At 57.6% G+C, this 14,074-nt stretch carries 14 protein-coding genes, 3 tRNA genes and 1 pseudogene; 13 read left to right on the top strand and 5 right to left on the bottom strand.

Features of this window, described 5'->3' with window-relative positions:
* Window positions 1-2: 2 nt before the first annotated feature.
* The 3 genes from ACYZT5_RS14570 (at window position 3) to ACYZT5_RS14560 (ending at window position 3,124) form a co-directional block, all read left to right on the top strand.
* Complete coding sequence (locus tag ACYZT5_RS14570) at window positions 3-1,523, top strand: ArnT family glycosyltransferase (RefSeq protein WP_462051706.1); 1,521 nt, start codon at window positions 3-5, stop codon at window positions 1,521-1,523.
* On the top strand, window positions 1,520-2,458 hold the full coding sequence (locus ACYZT5_RS14565) for an SdiA-regulated domain-containing protein (RefSeq protein ID WP_462051705.1): 939 nt from the start codon (window positions 1,520-1,522) through the stop codon (window positions 2,456-2,458). Before ACYZT5_RS14570 ends, ACYZT5_RS14565 begins: the two co-directional genes overlap by 4 nt.
* Window positions 2,459-2,614: 156 nt before the next feature.
* The gene (locus ACYZT5_RS14560) at window positions 2,615-3,124 is read left to right on the top strand and encodes a DUF1993 domain-containing protein (RefSeq protein WP_008148402.1); all 510 of its coding nucleotides are present in this window, start codon (window positions 2,615-2,617) and stop codon (window positions 3,122-3,124) included.
* 62 nt (window positions 3,125-3,186) lie between these two features.
* On the opposite strand, the gene sstT is transcribed toward ACYZT5_RS14560, so the two are convergent.
* Window positions 3,187-4,419, bottom strand: a complete 1,233-nt coding sequence (gene sstT / locus ACYZT5_RS14555) for a serine/threonine transporter SstT (protein WP_462051704.1) — start codon at window positions 4,417-4,419, stop codon at window positions 3,187-3,189.
* Between the two features lie 281 nt (window positions 4,420-4,700).
* On the opposite strand from sstT, the gene ACYZT5_RS14550 reads away from it, so the two are divergent.
* Window positions 4,701-5,855 carry an MFS transporter gene (locus ACYZT5_RS14550; RefSeq protein ID WP_462051703.1) on the top strand — a complete coding sequence of 385 codons (1,155 nt, stop codon included), beginning with the start codon at window positions 4,701-4,703 and terminating at the stop codon, window positions 5,853-5,855.
* Window positions 5,856-5,859: 4 nt separating this feature from the next.
* Here ACYZT5_RS14550 and nhaR read toward each other — a convergent pair whose 3' ends face one another.
* Window positions 5,860-6,759 (bottom strand): transcriptional activator NhaR, encoded by a 900-nt coding sequence (gene nhaR / locus ACYZT5_RS14545; protein WP_462051702.1) that lies wholly within the window; start codon window positions 6,757-6,759, stop codon window positions 5,860-5,862.
* A gap of 135 nt (window positions 6,760-6,894) precedes the next feature.
* Between nhaR and ACYZT5_RS14540 the strand changes: the two genes are divergently transcribed.
* Together ACYZT5_RS14540 and ACYZT5_RS14535 are read left to right on the top strand one after the other, a co-directional pair.
* The gene (locus tag ACYZT5_RS14540; RefSeq protein WP_462051701.1) at window positions 6,895-7,137 is read left to right on the top strand and encodes a hypothetical protein; all 243 of its coding nucleotides are present in this window, start codon (window positions 6,895-6,897) and stop codon (window positions 7,135-7,137) included.
* Between the two features lie 29 nt (window positions 7,138-7,166).
* Window positions 7,167-7,916, top strand: coding sequence for a TerC family protein (locus ACYZT5_RS14535; RefSeq protein ID WP_462051700.1), 750 nt, complete (start codon window positions 7,167-7,169; stop codon window positions 7,914-7,916).
* A 79-nt stretch (window positions 7,917-7,995) separates the two neighbouring features.
* On the opposite strand, the gene ACYZT5_RS14530 is transcribed toward ACYZT5_RS14535, so the two are convergent.
* Complete coding sequence (locus ACYZT5_RS14530) at window positions 7,996-8,163, bottom strand: hypothetical protein (RefSeq protein ID WP_462051699.1); 168 nt, start codon at window positions 8,161-8,163, stop codon at window positions 7,996-7,998.
* A gap of 167 nt (window positions 8,164-8,330) precedes the next feature.
* Here ACYZT5_RS14530 and ACYZT5_RS14525 point away from each other — a divergent pair.
* The 3 genes and pseudogenes from ACYZT5_RS14525 to ACYZT5_RS14515 all read left to right on the top strand — a co-directional run bounded on the left by ACYZT5_RS14525 (window position 8,331) and on the right by ACYZT5_RS14515 (window position 9,591).
* Window positions 8,331-9,060: pseudogene (locus ACYZT5_RS14525) on the top strand (peptidase C39 family protein).
* Window positions 9,061-9,151: 91 nt separating this feature from the next.
* Window positions 9,152-9,358, top strand: a complete 207-nt coding sequence (locus ACYZT5_RS14520) for a DUF6021 family protein (protein ID WP_449643993.1) — start codon at window positions 9,152-9,154, stop codon at window positions 9,356-9,358.
* Window positions 9,359-9,375: 17 nt separating this feature from the next.
* Window positions 9,376-9,591, top strand: coding sequence for a hypothetical protein (locus tag ACYZT5_RS14515; protein ID WP_462051698.1), 216 nt, complete (start codon window positions 9,376-9,378; stop codon window positions 9,589-9,591).
* 54 nt (window positions 9,592-9,645) lie between these two features.
* On the opposite strand, the gene pbpG is transcribed toward ACYZT5_RS14515, so the two are convergent.
* Window positions 9,646-10,584, bottom strand: coding sequence for a D-alanyl-D-alanine endopeptidase (gene pbpG, locus ACYZT5_RS14510; RefSeq protein WP_462051697.1), 939 nt, complete (start codon window positions 10,582-10,584; stop codon window positions 9,646-9,648).
* A gap of 239 nt (window positions 10,585-10,823) precedes the next feature.
* Window positions 10,824-11,678: a bifunctional methylenetetrahydrofolate dehydrogenase/methenyltetrahydrofolate cyclohydrolase FolD gene (gene folD / locus ACYZT5_RS14505; RefSeq protein ID WP_462051696.1), complete on the bottom strand. Its 855-nt coding sequence runs from the start codon at window positions 11,676-11,678 to the stop codon at window positions 10,824-10,826.
* Between the two features lie 279 nt (window positions 11,679-11,957).
* On the opposite strand from folD, the gene ACYZT5_RS14500 reads away from it, so the two are divergent.
* The 4 genes from ACYZT5_RS14500 (at window position 11,958) to tig (ending at window position 14,023) form a co-directional block, all read left to right on the top strand.
* Window positions 11,958-12,034, top strand: a tRNA-Arg gene (locus ACYZT5_RS14500).
* A 40-nt stretch (window positions 12,035-12,074) separates the two neighbouring features.
* Window positions 12,075-12,150: transfer RNA gene (locus ACYZT5_RS14495), tRNA-His, on the top strand.
* 54 nt (window positions 12,151-12,204) lie between these two features.
* Window positions 12,205-12,289, top strand: a tRNA-Leu gene (locus ACYZT5_RS14490).
* Between the two features lie 423 nt (window positions 12,290-12,712).
* On the top strand, window positions 12,713-14,023 hold the full coding sequence (tig, locus tag ACYZT5_RS14485; RefSeq protein WP_462051695.1) for a trigger factor: 1,311 nt from the start codon (window positions 12,713-12,715) through the stop codon (window positions 14,021-14,023).
* Window positions 14,024-14,074: the final 51 nt, after the last annotated feature.

Below are 14,074 nucleotides of genomic sequence, written 5' to 3'. Positions count from 1 at the left end.
TCATGCGCAGAACGTTATCACCCCGGGTCGAATGCCTGGGTTTGATGTTGCTCGCCCTGGTTTTGATCGGTGCCGGGCTGGGGCTACGTCAGCCGCAGAATGTCGACGAGGAGCGATTCCTTGGCGTTGCGCTAGAGATGCTGCAGCACGGCTCGTGGCTGATTCCGCATCGTGCGGCAGAGATCTACGGCGACAAACCGCCGATTTTCATGTGGACCGTGGCGTTCTTCGCCTGGCTCACCGGTAAACCCGCCATCGCCCTGTATCTGCCGGGTCTTCTATCGGCCGTGACGGTCACCGCAGTGGTCTATGATCTGGGCCGCCGGTTATGGCATCAACGTGCCGGTCGGATGGCGGCGCTCTTGTACCTGGCGACTTATCAGACCTACAGCATCCTGCAGACCGGCCAGATCGACAGCTTTTTGATTCTGTTCACCTCCGTGGGCATGTACGGTCTGGCGCGGCACCTGTTGCTCGGGCCGGCCTGGCGCTGGTTTTACCTGGGCTGCGCCGCCATGGGCATTGGTGTGATCACCAAAGGGGTTGGCTTCGTCCCGGCCCTGATGCTGATTCCGTATGCCTACGCGGTGCGCAAAGGTTGGCCCGGTGTGGTGGCCATGCCGGGCGAGGCGCGCAAGTGGCTGCTGGGACTGTTGGTCATGCTGGGCGCCATCGCGATCTGGTTACTGCCCTTGGCCTTGTCCATCGCGCTCAATGGCACTGCTGACGAGGTCGCCTATGCGCGAGAAATTCTTCTGCGCCAGACCGCGGGACGCTATGCCGCCGCCTGGGACCATCGCGAGCCGTTCTGGTATTTCTTCGTTCACGTGATCCCGCAATATTGGCTGCCGTTGGTGCTCGCGTTGCCGTGGCTGGTGCCCGCTTGGGGCCGGCAACTGCGCAAGCGCGACGGCCGAGTGCTGGTGCTGCTGGGTTGGGTCGTGCTGGTGGTCCTGTTTTTCTGTATCAGCAGCGGCAAGCGCAAGTTGTACATCTACCCGGCGCTGCCCGGGCTGGTGCTGGTGGCTGCACCGCTGATTCCCTGGTTGCTCAAGCGCTGGTTCAGTCAGCGTCCGCGTGGTCGGCGGGTATTCCAGGCGCTGGTCGTGACCTGGTTTGCGCTTTGGATTGCCCGCGGTTTCATCGAGCCGATCAAGGACGGTCCCAACCCTCATGAGGCGATCATGGCGCAGGCGGCGACCATGACTCAAGGCGCCGACCTGGTGTTGGTCAATTGGCGCGAGGGCCATTGGCTGTTCGCGCGACAGCCAATCGTGCACTTCGGGATGGTCGGCTCCACGGTCGAGCAGGCGGCACTGTGGCTGCGCGAACACCCTCAGGCGTACGCCTTGGTCCCCGACGAACTGTTGAGCCAGTGTTTCAATCCCCAGGCCGCGCGTGAGTTGGGCGAAACCTCCCGTGCACACTGGTCGATCGTCGGCGCCGATGCCGATAACGGCCAATGCCGTCCGGGACAACCCGTCAATGTCTATCGATTTACCTGGGACCTGAAAAAAGCATGAGTAAAACATGGAAGGCTGGAGTTCTGCTGATCGCCGCGCTGGTCGGCGTTAGCGTGGTTTCCGTTCATTTTGGCTGGCACGGGCAGTTGTATGCGCACTGGCATAACAGCTGGTATGGCAATCAGGCGCCAGACCAAAATATCTGGCTGCCAGACTACAAGGTCGCGATCGAAGGCAAACCGATCCCGGGCATCACCGATTTGTCCGGTATCGCCTATGATCCTGATCACGACCGCTTGTTGGGTATCACCAATGGTTCGCCGATGGAAATTCTGGCGCTGACCCGTGACGGCGATTTGCTCGAACGCTACCCATTGATCGGTTTCGAGGACACCGAAGGCATTGCTTACATGGGCAAAGGGCGGGTGGTCATCGTTGATGAACGGCTGCAGCGACTGCACATTTTCACCCTTCCGGACACCGCTGGACCTATCCGTGCAGAGCAAACCCAATCACTCGCCATTGAGATCAACCTGAGCGAGCATAACAAGGGGTTTGAAGGGGTGACCTATGACCCGGCCAATGACCGCATCTTCGCCATCAAGGAGCGTGATCCGCGGCAACTGTACTCAGTCACCGGCATGCTCGGCTCCATTGGCAGCCGAATGCAGATCCGTATCAAGGATTTGACGGCCTGGGTCGACCGCGGCGTTTACAGCAAAGACCTTTCCGAGGGTTACTACGATCCTCGGACCGGTCACTTACTGTTGCTGAGCGAACAGTCCAGCAACCTGACCGAACTGGACCAGCAGGGTAACTTCGTCAGTATTCTTTCCCTGCGCGCCTTGGCGGGTGACCTCAAGCATACGGTGCCGCAAGCCGAAGGCATGACCATGGACGACGCTGGCGAGCTTTACATTGTGAGCGAACCCAATCTGTTTTACCGGTTCACTCAATCGAACGCCGGTCTGTCGGCGAGTGCAGAAAAACACTGATGAAGTTGAAGTTTTCATGCCGGCGAGGGGCTAACGTGCGCAGATCGTTCAGAGGTTGCGCTGCGTTTCCCGCACCGGATAAAAGACCCGCCGCAGGGGGACCGCGCATGGCTATAATCGCCCCACGTTTCCCTCCTGTCACAACACGAGACTGCCATGACTATTTCCCTGTACGCCGCTTCCGTTCCGGTTTTCAAACAAATGCTCAACGCCCTGAGCGACGTTTTGAACAAGGCTGAAGCCCACGCCACTGCCAAGAACATCGACCCGAACGCTTTCCTGCAAGCCCGTCTGTACCCGGACATGTTCCCGCTAGTACGTCAGGTGCAGATCGCCGTTGATTTCGCCAAGGGCGTTTCGGCGCGTCTGGCCGAAGTTGAACTGCCGAAATACGACGACACCGAAACCACTTTCGCCGAGCTGCAAGCGTTGATCGCCAAGGTGCTGGCCTTCATCGGCGAGATCAAACCAGAACAGATCGACGGCAAGGAAGGCATCGAGATCATCACCCGTCAGGGCACGCCGAAAGAGAAGCGCTTCACCGGCCAGGCTTACCTGCTGAGCTACGGCCTGCCGCAATTCTTCTTCCACGTCACCACCACCTACGCACTGCTGCGTCACAACGGTGTGGAAGTGGGCAAGCGCGACTACATGGGCGCGTTCTAAACCGCCCGGCGTAAAAAAGCCCGCCAAGGTTCGCGCCTTGGCGGGCTTTTTTTTGATCTTTGTTAAGCCAATCGCTGGGCTTTCTCGTCTTCACCTAGGCAAGCGGCGGCCGTAAACAGTACGTCGGTGGAGGAATTCAGCGCGGTTTCCGCCGAGTCCTGCAACACACCGATGATGAAACCGACCGCCACCACTTGCATGGCGATTTCACTGGGAATGCCAAACAGGCTGCACGCCAGTGGAATCAACAGTAACGAACCTCCGGCGACACCCGAAGCACCACAGGCACAGATTGCCGCGACGACGCTCAGCAGAATGGCCGTCGGAATATCCACGGTAATGCCCAAGGTATGCACGGCTGCCAGGGTCAGCACGGTAATGGTGATCGCCGCGCCGGCCATGTTGATGGTCGCGCCCAGCGGGATCGAGACCGAGTAGGTGTCTTCGTGCAGGTCCAGGCGCTTGCTCAATTCCAGATTGACCGGAATGTTCGCCGCCGAACTGCGGGTGAAAAACGCGGTGATGCCGCTTTCCCGCAGGCACATCAGCACCAGCGGATACGGGTTGCGACGCAGTTTCCAGAACACGATCACCGGGTTCATCACCAGCGCCACAAACAGCATGCAGCCCAGCAACACCGCCAGCAGATGCATGTAGCCGATCAAGGCGCCGAAACCGGATGTGGCGAGGGTCGAAGCGACGAGGCCGAAGATCCCCAGCGGCGCGAAACGGATCACCAAACGCACGATCAACGTCACGCCATTGGACAAGTCACCGAGCACTTCGCGCGTCGTGTCACCCGCATGGCGAATGGCAACGCCCATGCCAATTGCCCACGCCAGAATGCCGATGAAGTTGGCATTTATCAGTGCGCTGACCGGGTTGTCGACCACGCTCAGCAGCAGACTTTGCAGCACTTCACTGATACCGCCCGGCGCGGTGACTGCAACGTCGTGAGTCTCCAATACCAGGCTCGACGGGAACAACGTACTGGCGACAACGGCCACCACCGCCGCCGCAAAAGTCCCCAGCAGATACAGAAACAGAATCGGCCGGATGTGGGTTTCCTGGCCGTGCTTATGGTTGGCGATCGACGCCATGACCAGCACGAACACCAGAATCGGCGCGACAGCTTTAAGCGCCGATACGAAGACTTTGCCGATAAACGCAGTGGACTTCGCCACCTCCGGCGCGAACAACGCCAGGGCAATCCCGGCGATCAGGCCGATGATGATTTGTGTGACCAGGCTGGTGCGTTTCAGGCGTAACCATAGCGAAGGGGATGAAGCGGTCATAAAACGGCATCTCTGATTTTTTTAGGTGCGGGGGTATCGCGACATCAATGCCAATCAATGGCCGATGAATAGGGTGTACGTATCGCAGGGCGCGGACTTTATCACAGCGTGGCCTTTATCCTTCAGACCTGTGACGATCTGCCGCCCGTGGGGGCAACGAGAACGGCAGGTTCGTGCAACCCTGATTGGAAACACTCTGTTAAGATTCGCCATCCTCATTTTCAAGTCATGCCAGTGGGCCTTCGGGCTATCGCTGGTGTCGTCGTTTTCTGGAGTTCTGCATGTTGTTGCCCATTCTTCTGTTGTCTGCTGCCGGTTTCACGGTGCTGACCACGGAATTCATCATCGTCGGCCTATTGCCGGCCATCGCTCGAGACCTTGAAGTCAGCATCCCCCAAGCGGGTTTGCTGGTGACCTTGTTCGCCTTCACGGTCGCCGCATTCGGGCCGTTCCTGACCGCGTATTTCGCCCGGTTCGAGCGCCGCAAGTTGTTTATCTCGGTGCTGATCATGTTCGGCCTGGCCAACACCCTTGCGGCGTTTGCGCCGAACATCTGGGTGATGGCCATTGCCCGGTTGATTCCGGCGCTGGGCTTGCCGGTGTTCTGGGCGCTGGCCAGTGAGACAGCAGTGGACATCGTCGGGCCGGATTACGCCGGCCGCGCCATCGCCAAGATCGGTTTCGGCATTGTCTGCGCCACGGTGTTTGGCATTCCTGTGGGCACACTGATCTCTGATGCATTTGGCTGGCGCAGTGCCTTCGGCATTCTGGCGGTGATCGCGTTTGCCAAGGCCTTGCTGCTGTTTATCTACCTGCCGAAAACCAATCTGCATCAGCATCAAGTGAGTTTCCGCTCGCAGTTAAAGATCCTGCGCAGCCCGCTGATGCTGGGGCATGTGCTGCTGTCGATCCTGGTGTTCAGCGGCATGTTCACCGCTTACACCTACCTGGCGGACATTCTTGAGCGCTTGGCCGGTTTCAACGGCACAGTGGTCGGCTGGTGCCTGATGGGCTTCGGCGCGGTCGGGTTGATCGGCAACTCATTGGGCGGCCGCGCGGTGGATCGTCATCCGTTGATCGCTTCGATGATGTTCTGCGCGTTCATGATCGCCGGCCTGGTGGCGCTGGTGCCGAATATTCATTCGCCGCTGGGTCTGGCGGCGGCGATGGGGATTTGGGGTGTGACGCAGGCGGCGCTGTTCCTGGTCAGCCATGTGCGATTGATGAAAGCTGCACCCGAAGCGCCGGCGTTCGCGGCATCGCTGAACATTGCCGGGGCCAACCTCGGGATCGGCCTGGGCGCCATGATCGGCGGCCGGGTCATCGACGGTGTCGGACTGCAAGGTCTTGGTTTCGCGGCCGCCGGTTTTATCCTGGCCTCGATCCTGTTGGCGATCGCGCTGATGACTTTCAAGCCGCGCGAAGTCTGCGCCTGACGCTTTACAGTTCGGTAAACAGCTCGCGTCGGGCACCTTCGGTAATGGCAACAATGCCGGGGTGCTTGACCTTGCGTTCCACCGAAATGGCGTAGAACGACTCGGTCACCGCGTCGGTCTGGCCAATCAACTCCACGCGGCATTGGCGCTTCACTTCATCGGCAATCACGCTTGGGCCGATGAAAATCCCGCTGCCGGATTGACCAAAAGCCTGCATCAAGGCGCTGTCGTCGAACTCGCCGACGATGCGCGGCTGGATCTGCTGTTCGGCGAACCAGCGCTGCAAGCGACTGCGCACCACGGTCTCCGGCCCGGGAATCAATAGCGGTGCGCCGTGCAGGCTGCGTGGGAAGTCCTGACCGTAACGCGCCGCCAATTCAGCGGTGGCAAAGAAGCTGATCCCGCATTCCCCGAGTTTCTGGCTGTAGCCCTTGATGTCCAGGTGCGACGGCATCGGGCTGTCGGAGATCACCAGATCCAGGCGCTGGATCGCCAGGTCGGCGAGCAGGCGTTCGAGTTTGTCTTCGCGACAGGTGATGCGCAGTGGCTCGCTCAATTCCATGGTCGGCGCAATCAGCCGATAGACGATGGATTTGGGTACCACATCAGCCACACCTACCCGAAACAGAATCTGCTGCTCATTGGGCTGCGCTCGCAACATCAACTCCAGTTCACCTCCCAGCTGAAACATTTGCTCGGCGTAGGGCAGGGTCTGACGTCCAGCCTCCGTTAGCTCAAGCTGTCGGCCGACCCGGCGAAACAGCTCGATGCCATAGGTTTGTTCGAGTAGCGAAATCTGCCCGCTGATGGTCTGTGGTGTCAGATTCAGCTGCTCGCAGGCGCGCACGATGCTGCCGGTCTTGGCCACCACCCAGAAGTAATGCAATTGCCGATAATTGAGCATGACGACCTACAGTTCGTAAAAACCGAAGTATAAACGCTAAAAATACGAATTTTCCTGAAGTGTTTGCCTCCCTAGAATGCCCCGCTATCGACGGGTGGCCTTTTCGGCCCTGTCTGTTCTATCGAGGAAAGCATCATGAAGCTCAAAATGACGGCGCTGTTGATCACGTCTTTACTGGTATTGGCCGGTTGCGACCAGGCCGAGAAAAGCGCTCAGCAATTGATGGGCAAGGCTGCCGAAACCGCCAAGCAAGCGATCGACGACACCCATAAAGCCGCCGAGCAGGCAATCAGTGATGCCACTGGCGGGCTGATCAGCAAGAAAGAACAACCGGCCAAAGAAACGGACAAAACCGAATCTTCGTCCCAGGAAATCTAAACCGTCTTAAAAAGAGTCAGGACTGACCCATGGAATACCTTTTAGAGCTTGCTGTAAGCCCCACCGCCTGGGTTGCCCTGGCCACGTTGATCGTCATGGAAATCGTGCTCGGCATCGATAACCTGATCTTCATCTCGATCCTGACCAACAAGCTGCCCGAGCAGCATCGGCAGAAGGCGCGGCGCATCGGCATCGGTATGGCGCTGATTCTGCGACTGGCGTTGCTGAGCACCATCGCGTTCATCGTCCAGCTGACTGAACCGGTGATCGATATCTTCGGCCATGCGTTCTCCTGGAAGGACATGATCCTGATCGCCGGTGGCCTGTTCCTGTTGTGGAAGGCGACCACCGAGATTCATCACAGCATGGACCCGGCACCGGAAGATCCGAAGTCGGCTACCTCGACCGTGACCCTGGGCTTTGCTACCGCCATCGGTCAGATCCTGATGCTGGACATGGTGTTCTCCATCGACAGCATCATCACCGCTGTCGGCATGACCGAGCATTTGCCGATCATGATCATTGCGGTGGTGGTGTCGGTGCTGGTGATGTTGCTGGCGGCTGATCCTCTGGCCAAGTTCATCAACGACAACCCGACGGTGGTGATGCTGGCGCTGGGCTTCCTGATCATGATCGGCATGACGCTGATTGCCGAAGGCTTCGGTGCCCACGTACCGAAAGGCTACGTTTATGCGGCCATGGCGTTCTCGGCGACGATCGAGGGTTTGAACATGATGTCGCGACGGGCAAGGCAGAAGCGTATCGCCACTGAGGCATAACCTGCGTGAAACGAAACGGCCGCCTGCGCTCGAAAGAGCCCAGGCGGCCGTTTTTGTTTGCGCTACGCAACGAAATCGTTCAGTGCGCGGTAGCGTGGTGTGCGGCGGTTTTATCGGGTTTCGCCACCGGCGCCGACTGAGCCGGATGATGGTGCCGGCGGGTAATGCGCAGGACTCCCCATAACATGGCGGCGGCAACGGCCAGCCAGCCAGAAATCAACATCACAATGGTCATTGTCAGGCTCATCAGTGCCTCCTCTTTGCCCTGCTGCGGGCTCACACTCTTTGCAAATGACAGTCTAGTCGCTGCTGTGTTTCAGGCTATTGACCAAAGGCTGGCTGTCACCAATCAGTTCGCTCTATCGAATGCAATCATCTGCCGGTTAAGGCTATACCGTCGCCGCTCGGCGTCCTATGATCGACGGCCAAGCCGGGAGCGCGAATGCCTGGCGTCTAAATCAAGAGAGTGACGATGGTGCGGGTATTTTCTCGAATTCGATCTTTAGTGCTGGTCGTTGGCTGCGTTGCAGGTCTGGCTGGCTGCGCGGGGAGTGTGGCGCCTGAAATCAAGCGTCTGCCGGAGCGTGTCGAGCTCAGTGGCACGTTCTACCGTGGTGTGGCGAATCAAAGCGGGCCGCAAGTGCTGGCCAGCATGTTGTCCCAGCAAGGTGTTGTGATTACGCCAGGTTTGCTCGAAAAACCGTTGCATTTGCCAGGTGCCGAAGCCCAGTTGCAGCAGAACATGCAGAACCTTGCCCGTGAGTACGGCATGGTCGTCTATCCCCTCGACAGCAATCTGCCAGCGCTGTTAACCCAGGTCGCGGCTGGATACCCGGTGATGGTGCGCTTCACGGAAGGCTCGGCGTTCTGGGCTGAACCCCGTTACGCCATTCTTGCCGGGTACAACCGCCAAAAGCGCACTGTGCTGCTGCGTTCGGGCATGAATCGTCGGGAGTTGATGGGCTTCGGTTCGTTTGAATCGGCGCTCAAGGATGCCGGTGGCTGGGCTGTGCTGATCCAGAAGCCGAATCAGCTGCCGGCCAATGTCGATCAACAGCGATGGCTCAAGGCTGCGAGCGATCTTGCCCAGGCAGGTCAGGAACAAGCGGCAGCCAGGGCGAAGAAAGCGCTGAACGCACAGTAAGTCCGTTCGTCATCTGTCGGGCACCCCTGCACGTTGCCGACCTCTAATGTATAGGGCCCGGATTTCTACGGGCTGTGACCAGGAGGCGCCCATGGCACATTCCAATACCCCCGTCGGCCCGCACTCGTCCGAGCATTCGTCGGGCGATGAGTTGGGATTCGACCCCGATTCACCGGACCTCGCCGATCCTCAGGTCGACCCCATCGGACCCGCCAAGGCCCCCAGGGATGTGAAGCCGGGCGACAATCCCAAGGCGCCTGCGAAGCCTTACGATCCACTCGCCGATCTGAAACCCTGAGCCTTAGTGAGGTGCGTATGTCTACCGATTCGAGTTTCAACGACAAACGTCCGGACAGCGTTCCAACCACCCCTGAAAACGACATCGATCCGGTGTTGGATCCGGACAGCCCGCTAAGGGATCCTCTGGCCAGACCTGTGGTAGTGCCGACAGAGCATCCACAGGGCCGGAAAGACCCGAGTGCCGGGGACGGCATTCCGGATGACGATCAGATGCCGCTGCCCAATGATTAACACTGGACGAAAAAAAGCCCCGAATGATAGGGGCTTTCTTTTGCTGTCGCTGACTTACTTCGACGCTTCGACAACGCCGCTCTGACGATGCTTGAGGTTTTTGTCGGATTTGTACTGCAAGGCTACAGACGGCACGTTCGTGCCCTTGCCGGTTTCCACCCAGCTGCGAATACGGCTGGCATCGGCAAAGTGTGTGTACTTGCCAAAGGCGTCGAGGATGACCAGTGCTACAGGTCGATTGCCCATGCTGGTGACCAGCACCAGGCAGTGACCGGCCTCGTTGGTGAAGCCGGTTTTCGTCAGCTTGATGTCCCAGTTCGGCTTATTGACCAAATGGTCGGTATTACGGAAACCCAGGCTGTAGTTGGGTTTACGGAACGAGACGGTTTTTTCCTTGGTGGTGCTCAGTTCGGTCAATATCGGGTACTTGTGCGCCGCGATCAGCAACTTGCTCAGGTCGCGAGCCGTCGACACATTACGCGGCGAAAGGCCGGTGGGTTCGACGTAATGGGTGCTGCTCATGCCCAGCGCCTTGGCCTTGGCGTTCATGGCGGCAATGAACGCGACATAACCGCCCGGATAGTGGTGGGCCAGGCTGGCGGCGGCACGGTTTTCCGAGGACATCAGCGCAATCAGCAGCATTTCCCTGCGCGGCATTTCGCTGTTGAGTTTGACCCGGGAGAACACACCTTTCATTTCCGGCGTATCGCTGATGTTGATGGAGATGTACTCATCCATGTTCTGTCGTGCTTCAACCACGACCAGCGCAGTCATCAATTTGCTGACCGACGCGATCGGAACGACCACGTCCGGGTTGCTGGCGAAAATGACTTTGTTGGTCTGCAGATCCATCAGCAATGCGCTACCGGAAGCGATCTTCAGTTGTTTGGTGTCACGTGGTGCCTCAGTGGTGTCGGCAGCATTGACCGTTGGCGTGATGAACGTCCCTGTAAATGCAAAAAATAGGCTCAGGATGGAAAGACGGATTTTCACGCTGGCAGACTCATAAGGTGTGGATTAGCCGTTCTGTAACGGGTTGTTTCTTAAAACCGACGCATTTTAGGAGTATGGCTGAAGAACTGTCGATGGTTGTTCAATGAACAAGTGAAAGTCCTTGAAAACCCCTACAAAACAGCAGGTTTCCGGCGAGTGGTAGCGTTTTTTATCCGGGCAAAAAGAACCCCGCCATTGGCGGGGGGTCTTTTGTTCGTCGCTGATGTCGAAACGCGAACTCAGCTGTGCAGTGTTTCGGCTGCATACAGCGTGTTTTCCAGTAGGCAGGCGCGAGTCATCGGGCCAACGCCACCCGGGACTGGAGTGATCCAGCCGGCGCGGGGCAGGGCGGTTTCGTAGATCACGTCACCGACCAGTTTGCCGTCTTCCTGGCGGTTGATGCCGACGTCGATCACGATCGCGCCTTCCTTGATCCATTCCCCCTTGACCAGCCCCGGCTTGCCGGCGGCGACCACCACCAGGTCGGCACGGCCGACATGGCCTGCCAGATCCTTGGTGAAACGGTGGGTGACGGTCACGGTGCAGCCGGCCAGCAGCAATTCCATCGCCATCGGGCGGCCAACAATGTTGGAGGCCCCGACAACCACGGCGTCCATCCCGTAAAGATCGACACCGGTGCTTTCCAGCAACGTCATGATGCCTTTAGGGGTGCACGGACGCAGCAGCGGAATACGCTGGGCCAGGCGGCCGACGTTATAAGGGTGGAAACCGTCGACGTCTTTGTCTGGACGAATGCGCTCCAGCAATTTGGAGGCGTCCAGGTGTTCAGGTAATGGAAGCTGAAGCAGAACGCCATCAATCGTTGGGTCGTCGTTCAAACGATCGATCAGATCGGTCAGCGCTTCTTGAGTGGTTTCGGAAGGCAGGTCATAGGCTTGGGAAATGAAGCCGACCTCTTCACAGTCTTTACGCTTGTGCGAGACATAAACCTGAGAGGCAGGATCGCTGCCGACCAGGATCACCGCGAGGCCGGGCGTGCGCAGGCCTTGCTGGCGACGCTCGTTGACGCGTTTGGCGATCTGCTGGCGCAGGCTGGCGGCGATCGATTTGCCGTCGATTAGTTGTGCAGTCATTGCGCGTGATTAACCATCGAGAGGGGAAAAAAAGAGAACGCATTCTCGCATGTCATGAGGTGAGGGCAAAGGCGCTTGGTCTGCAAATTCCCCTAACCCCTTTAATTAAATGAATTTTTTTTAAAAAAGAGTTGACGACCTTCAGGGTCACCTATAACATTCGTCGCACTTGTCGGGCACAGCCTAGCACTGGTTAAGAAGGTCGAGCAGAGTTGATGTTTAATTCGGTGAGACTGAAAGCACTTAGTTTGTAATCGTCCAAGAATACAGATTAACAAGGCGCCCGTAGCTCAGCTGGATAGAGCATCCGCCTTCTAAGCGGATGGTCGCAGGTTCGAGTCCTGCCGGGTGCGCCATTAGGCAGCTTTGGCACAAGTAACGCAACATGGCAATATGGTGGGCGTAGCTCAGTTGGTAGAGCACGGGATTGTGACTCCCGTTGTCGAGGGTTCGATCCCCTTCGTCCACCCCATATTTAGAAAGGCGCCAGATTAACAGTCTGGCGCCTTTGCTTTAAAAGCTTGATGCGGATGTGGTGGAATTGGTAGACACACTGGATTTAGGTTCCAGCGCCGCAAGGTGTGAGAGTTCGAGTCTCTCCGTCCGCACCATTACAAGTAGCTATTTTAATAGCAGAAAACGGCGCAGCACCTGAAAAGGGCTGCGCCGTTTTTGTTTTAGAAGTCTGAATTTTCAAAGCGGCCGCAGGTTCTGGGTCGAGAGGGCAGGTTGGGTCGTCGGATTTATGTTTCTCGATGATGCCGACTTGCCCGTTGGTCCCCTCGTGGGGTCGACTGTCAGGGATGGATTGCCGATGTCTTCTATATATAGAAGGATTGGTGCAGAGCCCTGGCATGATTGGTTGTATTTGCTAACAGGGCGAGGCACAACCGTTTGTCCCCGCCTATAAATTGCCTGCTGCTTTTTTACCCGTTTTCAGTAGGGTGACTTCTTGAGTTTGACCCACTAGAATGCATGCCCTTGATTCTGGGGTCGGAAACGGCCGGCTAACGTCTGTGCAACGAGGAATATCCATGCAAGTTTCTGTTGAAAATACTTCTGCTCTTGAGCGCCGCATGAGCATCACCGTGCCGGCTGAGCGCATCGAGACTCAGGTCAACAAGCGTCTGCAGCAGACTGCCCAAAAGGCCAAGATTGCTGGCTTTCGTCCAGGCAAAGTGCCAATGAGTGAAATCAAGCGCCGTTTTGGTGCTGATGCACGTCAAGAAGCAGTCGGCGACGTGATCCAGTCCTCTTTCTACGAAGCTGTCGTTGAGCAGAAGCTGAACCCGGCTGGTGCTCCTTCGATTGAGCCGAAATCGATGGAAGCCGGCAAAGATCTGGAATACGTCGCAGTTTTCGAAGTGTTCCCGGAGTTCACCGTTGCCGGCTTCGACGGTATCACCGTAGAGCGCCTGAGCGCTGACGTGGCTGATGCCGATCTGGACAAAATGCTGGAAGTCCTGCGCAAGCAGAACACCCGTTTTGAAGTGGCTGATCGCGCTGCCCAAAACGAAGACCAGCTGAACATCGATTTCGTCGGCAAGGTCGACGGTGAAGTGTTCGCTGGCGGTTCCGCCAAAGGTACTCAGCTGGTTCTGGGTTCCGGCCGCATGATCCCTGGTTTTGAAGACGGCCTGGTGGGTGCTAAAGCCGGCGAAGAGCGCGTTCTGAACCTGACCTTCCCAGAGGACTATCAGAACCTCGACCTGGCAGGCAAAACCGCTGAGTTCACCGTTACCGTGAACACTGTTTCCGAGCCAAAACTGCCAGAGCTGACCGAAGAATTCTTCGCTCAATTCGGTATCAAGGAAACGGGTCTGGAAGGCTTCCGCACCGAAGTTCGCAAGAACATGGAGCGTGAACTGCGTCAGGCGATCAAATCCAAGGTCAAGAACCAGGTAATGGACGGTCTGCTGGCCACCAACCCGATCGAAGTACCTAAGGCTCTGCTGTCCAACGAAGTTGACCGTCTGCGCGTGCAGGCTGTTCAGCAGTTCGGCGGCAACATCAAGCCTGAGCAACTGCCGGCCGAGCTGTTCGAAGAGCAAGCCAAGCGCCGCGTTGTGCTGGGTCTGATCGTGGCTGAAGTGGTCAAGCAATTCGACCTCAAGCCTGACGAAGCCCGCGTTCGTGAAATGATCCAGGAAATGGCTTCGGCTTACCAAGAGCCTGAGCAGGTTGTGTCCTGGTACTACAAGAACGACCAGCAACTGAACGAAGTTCGTTCGGTTGTGCTGGAAGAGCAAGTTGTGGATACTGTTCTGCAGAAAGCTAGCGTGACCGACAAAGCGGTCTCTTACGAAGAAGCAGTCAAGCCGGTAGAAGCTCCACAAGCCGACTGATCGTTTTTGCGGTAAGAAATACACACCATAAGCCAGCCTTCGTGCTGGCTT

The sequence above is a fragment of the Pseudomonas sp. LB3P14 genome, assembly GCF_054898045.1.
The sequence above is the reverse complement of the archived record's forward strand: the minus strand, read 5'-3'. Positions and strand labels throughout refer to the sequence as shown.

Coding starts and splice junctions, on each gene's coding strand:
- ACYZT5_RS14570 (WP_462051706.1), top strand. CDS start 3: ATGCGCAGAACGTTATCACCCCGGGTCGAATGCCTGGGTTTGATGTTG.
- ACYZT5_RS14565 (WP_462051705.1), top strand. CDS start 1,520: ATGAGTAAAACATGGAAGGCTGGAGTTCTGCTGATCGCCGCGCTGGTC.
- ACYZT5_RS14560 (WP_008148402.1), top strand. CDS start 2,615: ATGACTATTTCCCTGTACGCCGCTTCCGTTCCGGTTTTCAAACAAATG.
- sstT (WP_462051704.1), bottom strand. CDS start 4,419: ATGACCGCTTCATCCCCTTCGCTATGGTTACGCCTGAAACGCACCAGC.
- ACYZT5_RS14550 (WP_462051703.1), top strand. CDS start 4,701: ATGTTGTTGCCCATTCTTCTGTTGTCTGCTGCCGGTTTCACGGTGCTG.
- nhaR (WP_462051702.1), bottom strand. CDS start 6,759: ATGCTCAATTATCGGCAATTGCATTACTTCTGGGTGGTGGCCAAGACC.
- ACYZT5_RS14540 (WP_462051701.1), top strand. CDS start 6,895: ATGAAGCTCAAAATGACGGCGCTGTTGATCACGTCTTTACTGGTATTG.
- ACYZT5_RS14535 (WP_462051700.1), top strand. CDS start 7,167: ATGGAATACCTTTTAGAGCTTGCTGTAAGCCCCACCGCCTGGGTTGCC.
- ACYZT5_RS14530 (WP_462051699.1), bottom strand. CDS start 8,163: ATGAGCCTGACAATGACCATTGTGATGTTGATTTCTGGCTGGCTGGCC.
- ACYZT5_RS14520 (WP_449643993.1), top strand. CDS start 9,152: ATGGCACATTCCAATACCCCCGTCGGCCCGCACTCGTCCGAGCATTCG.
- ACYZT5_RS14515 (WP_462051698.1), top strand. CDS start 9,376: ATGTCTACCGATTCGAGTTTCAACGACAAACGTCCGGACAGCGTTCCA.
- folD (WP_462051696.1), bottom strand. CDS start 11,678: ATGACTGCACAACTAATCGACGGCAAATCGATCGCCGCCAGCCTGCGC.
- tig (WP_462051695.1), top strand. CDS start 12,713: ATGCAAGTTTCTGTTGAAAATACTTCTGCTCTTGAGCGCCGCATGAGC.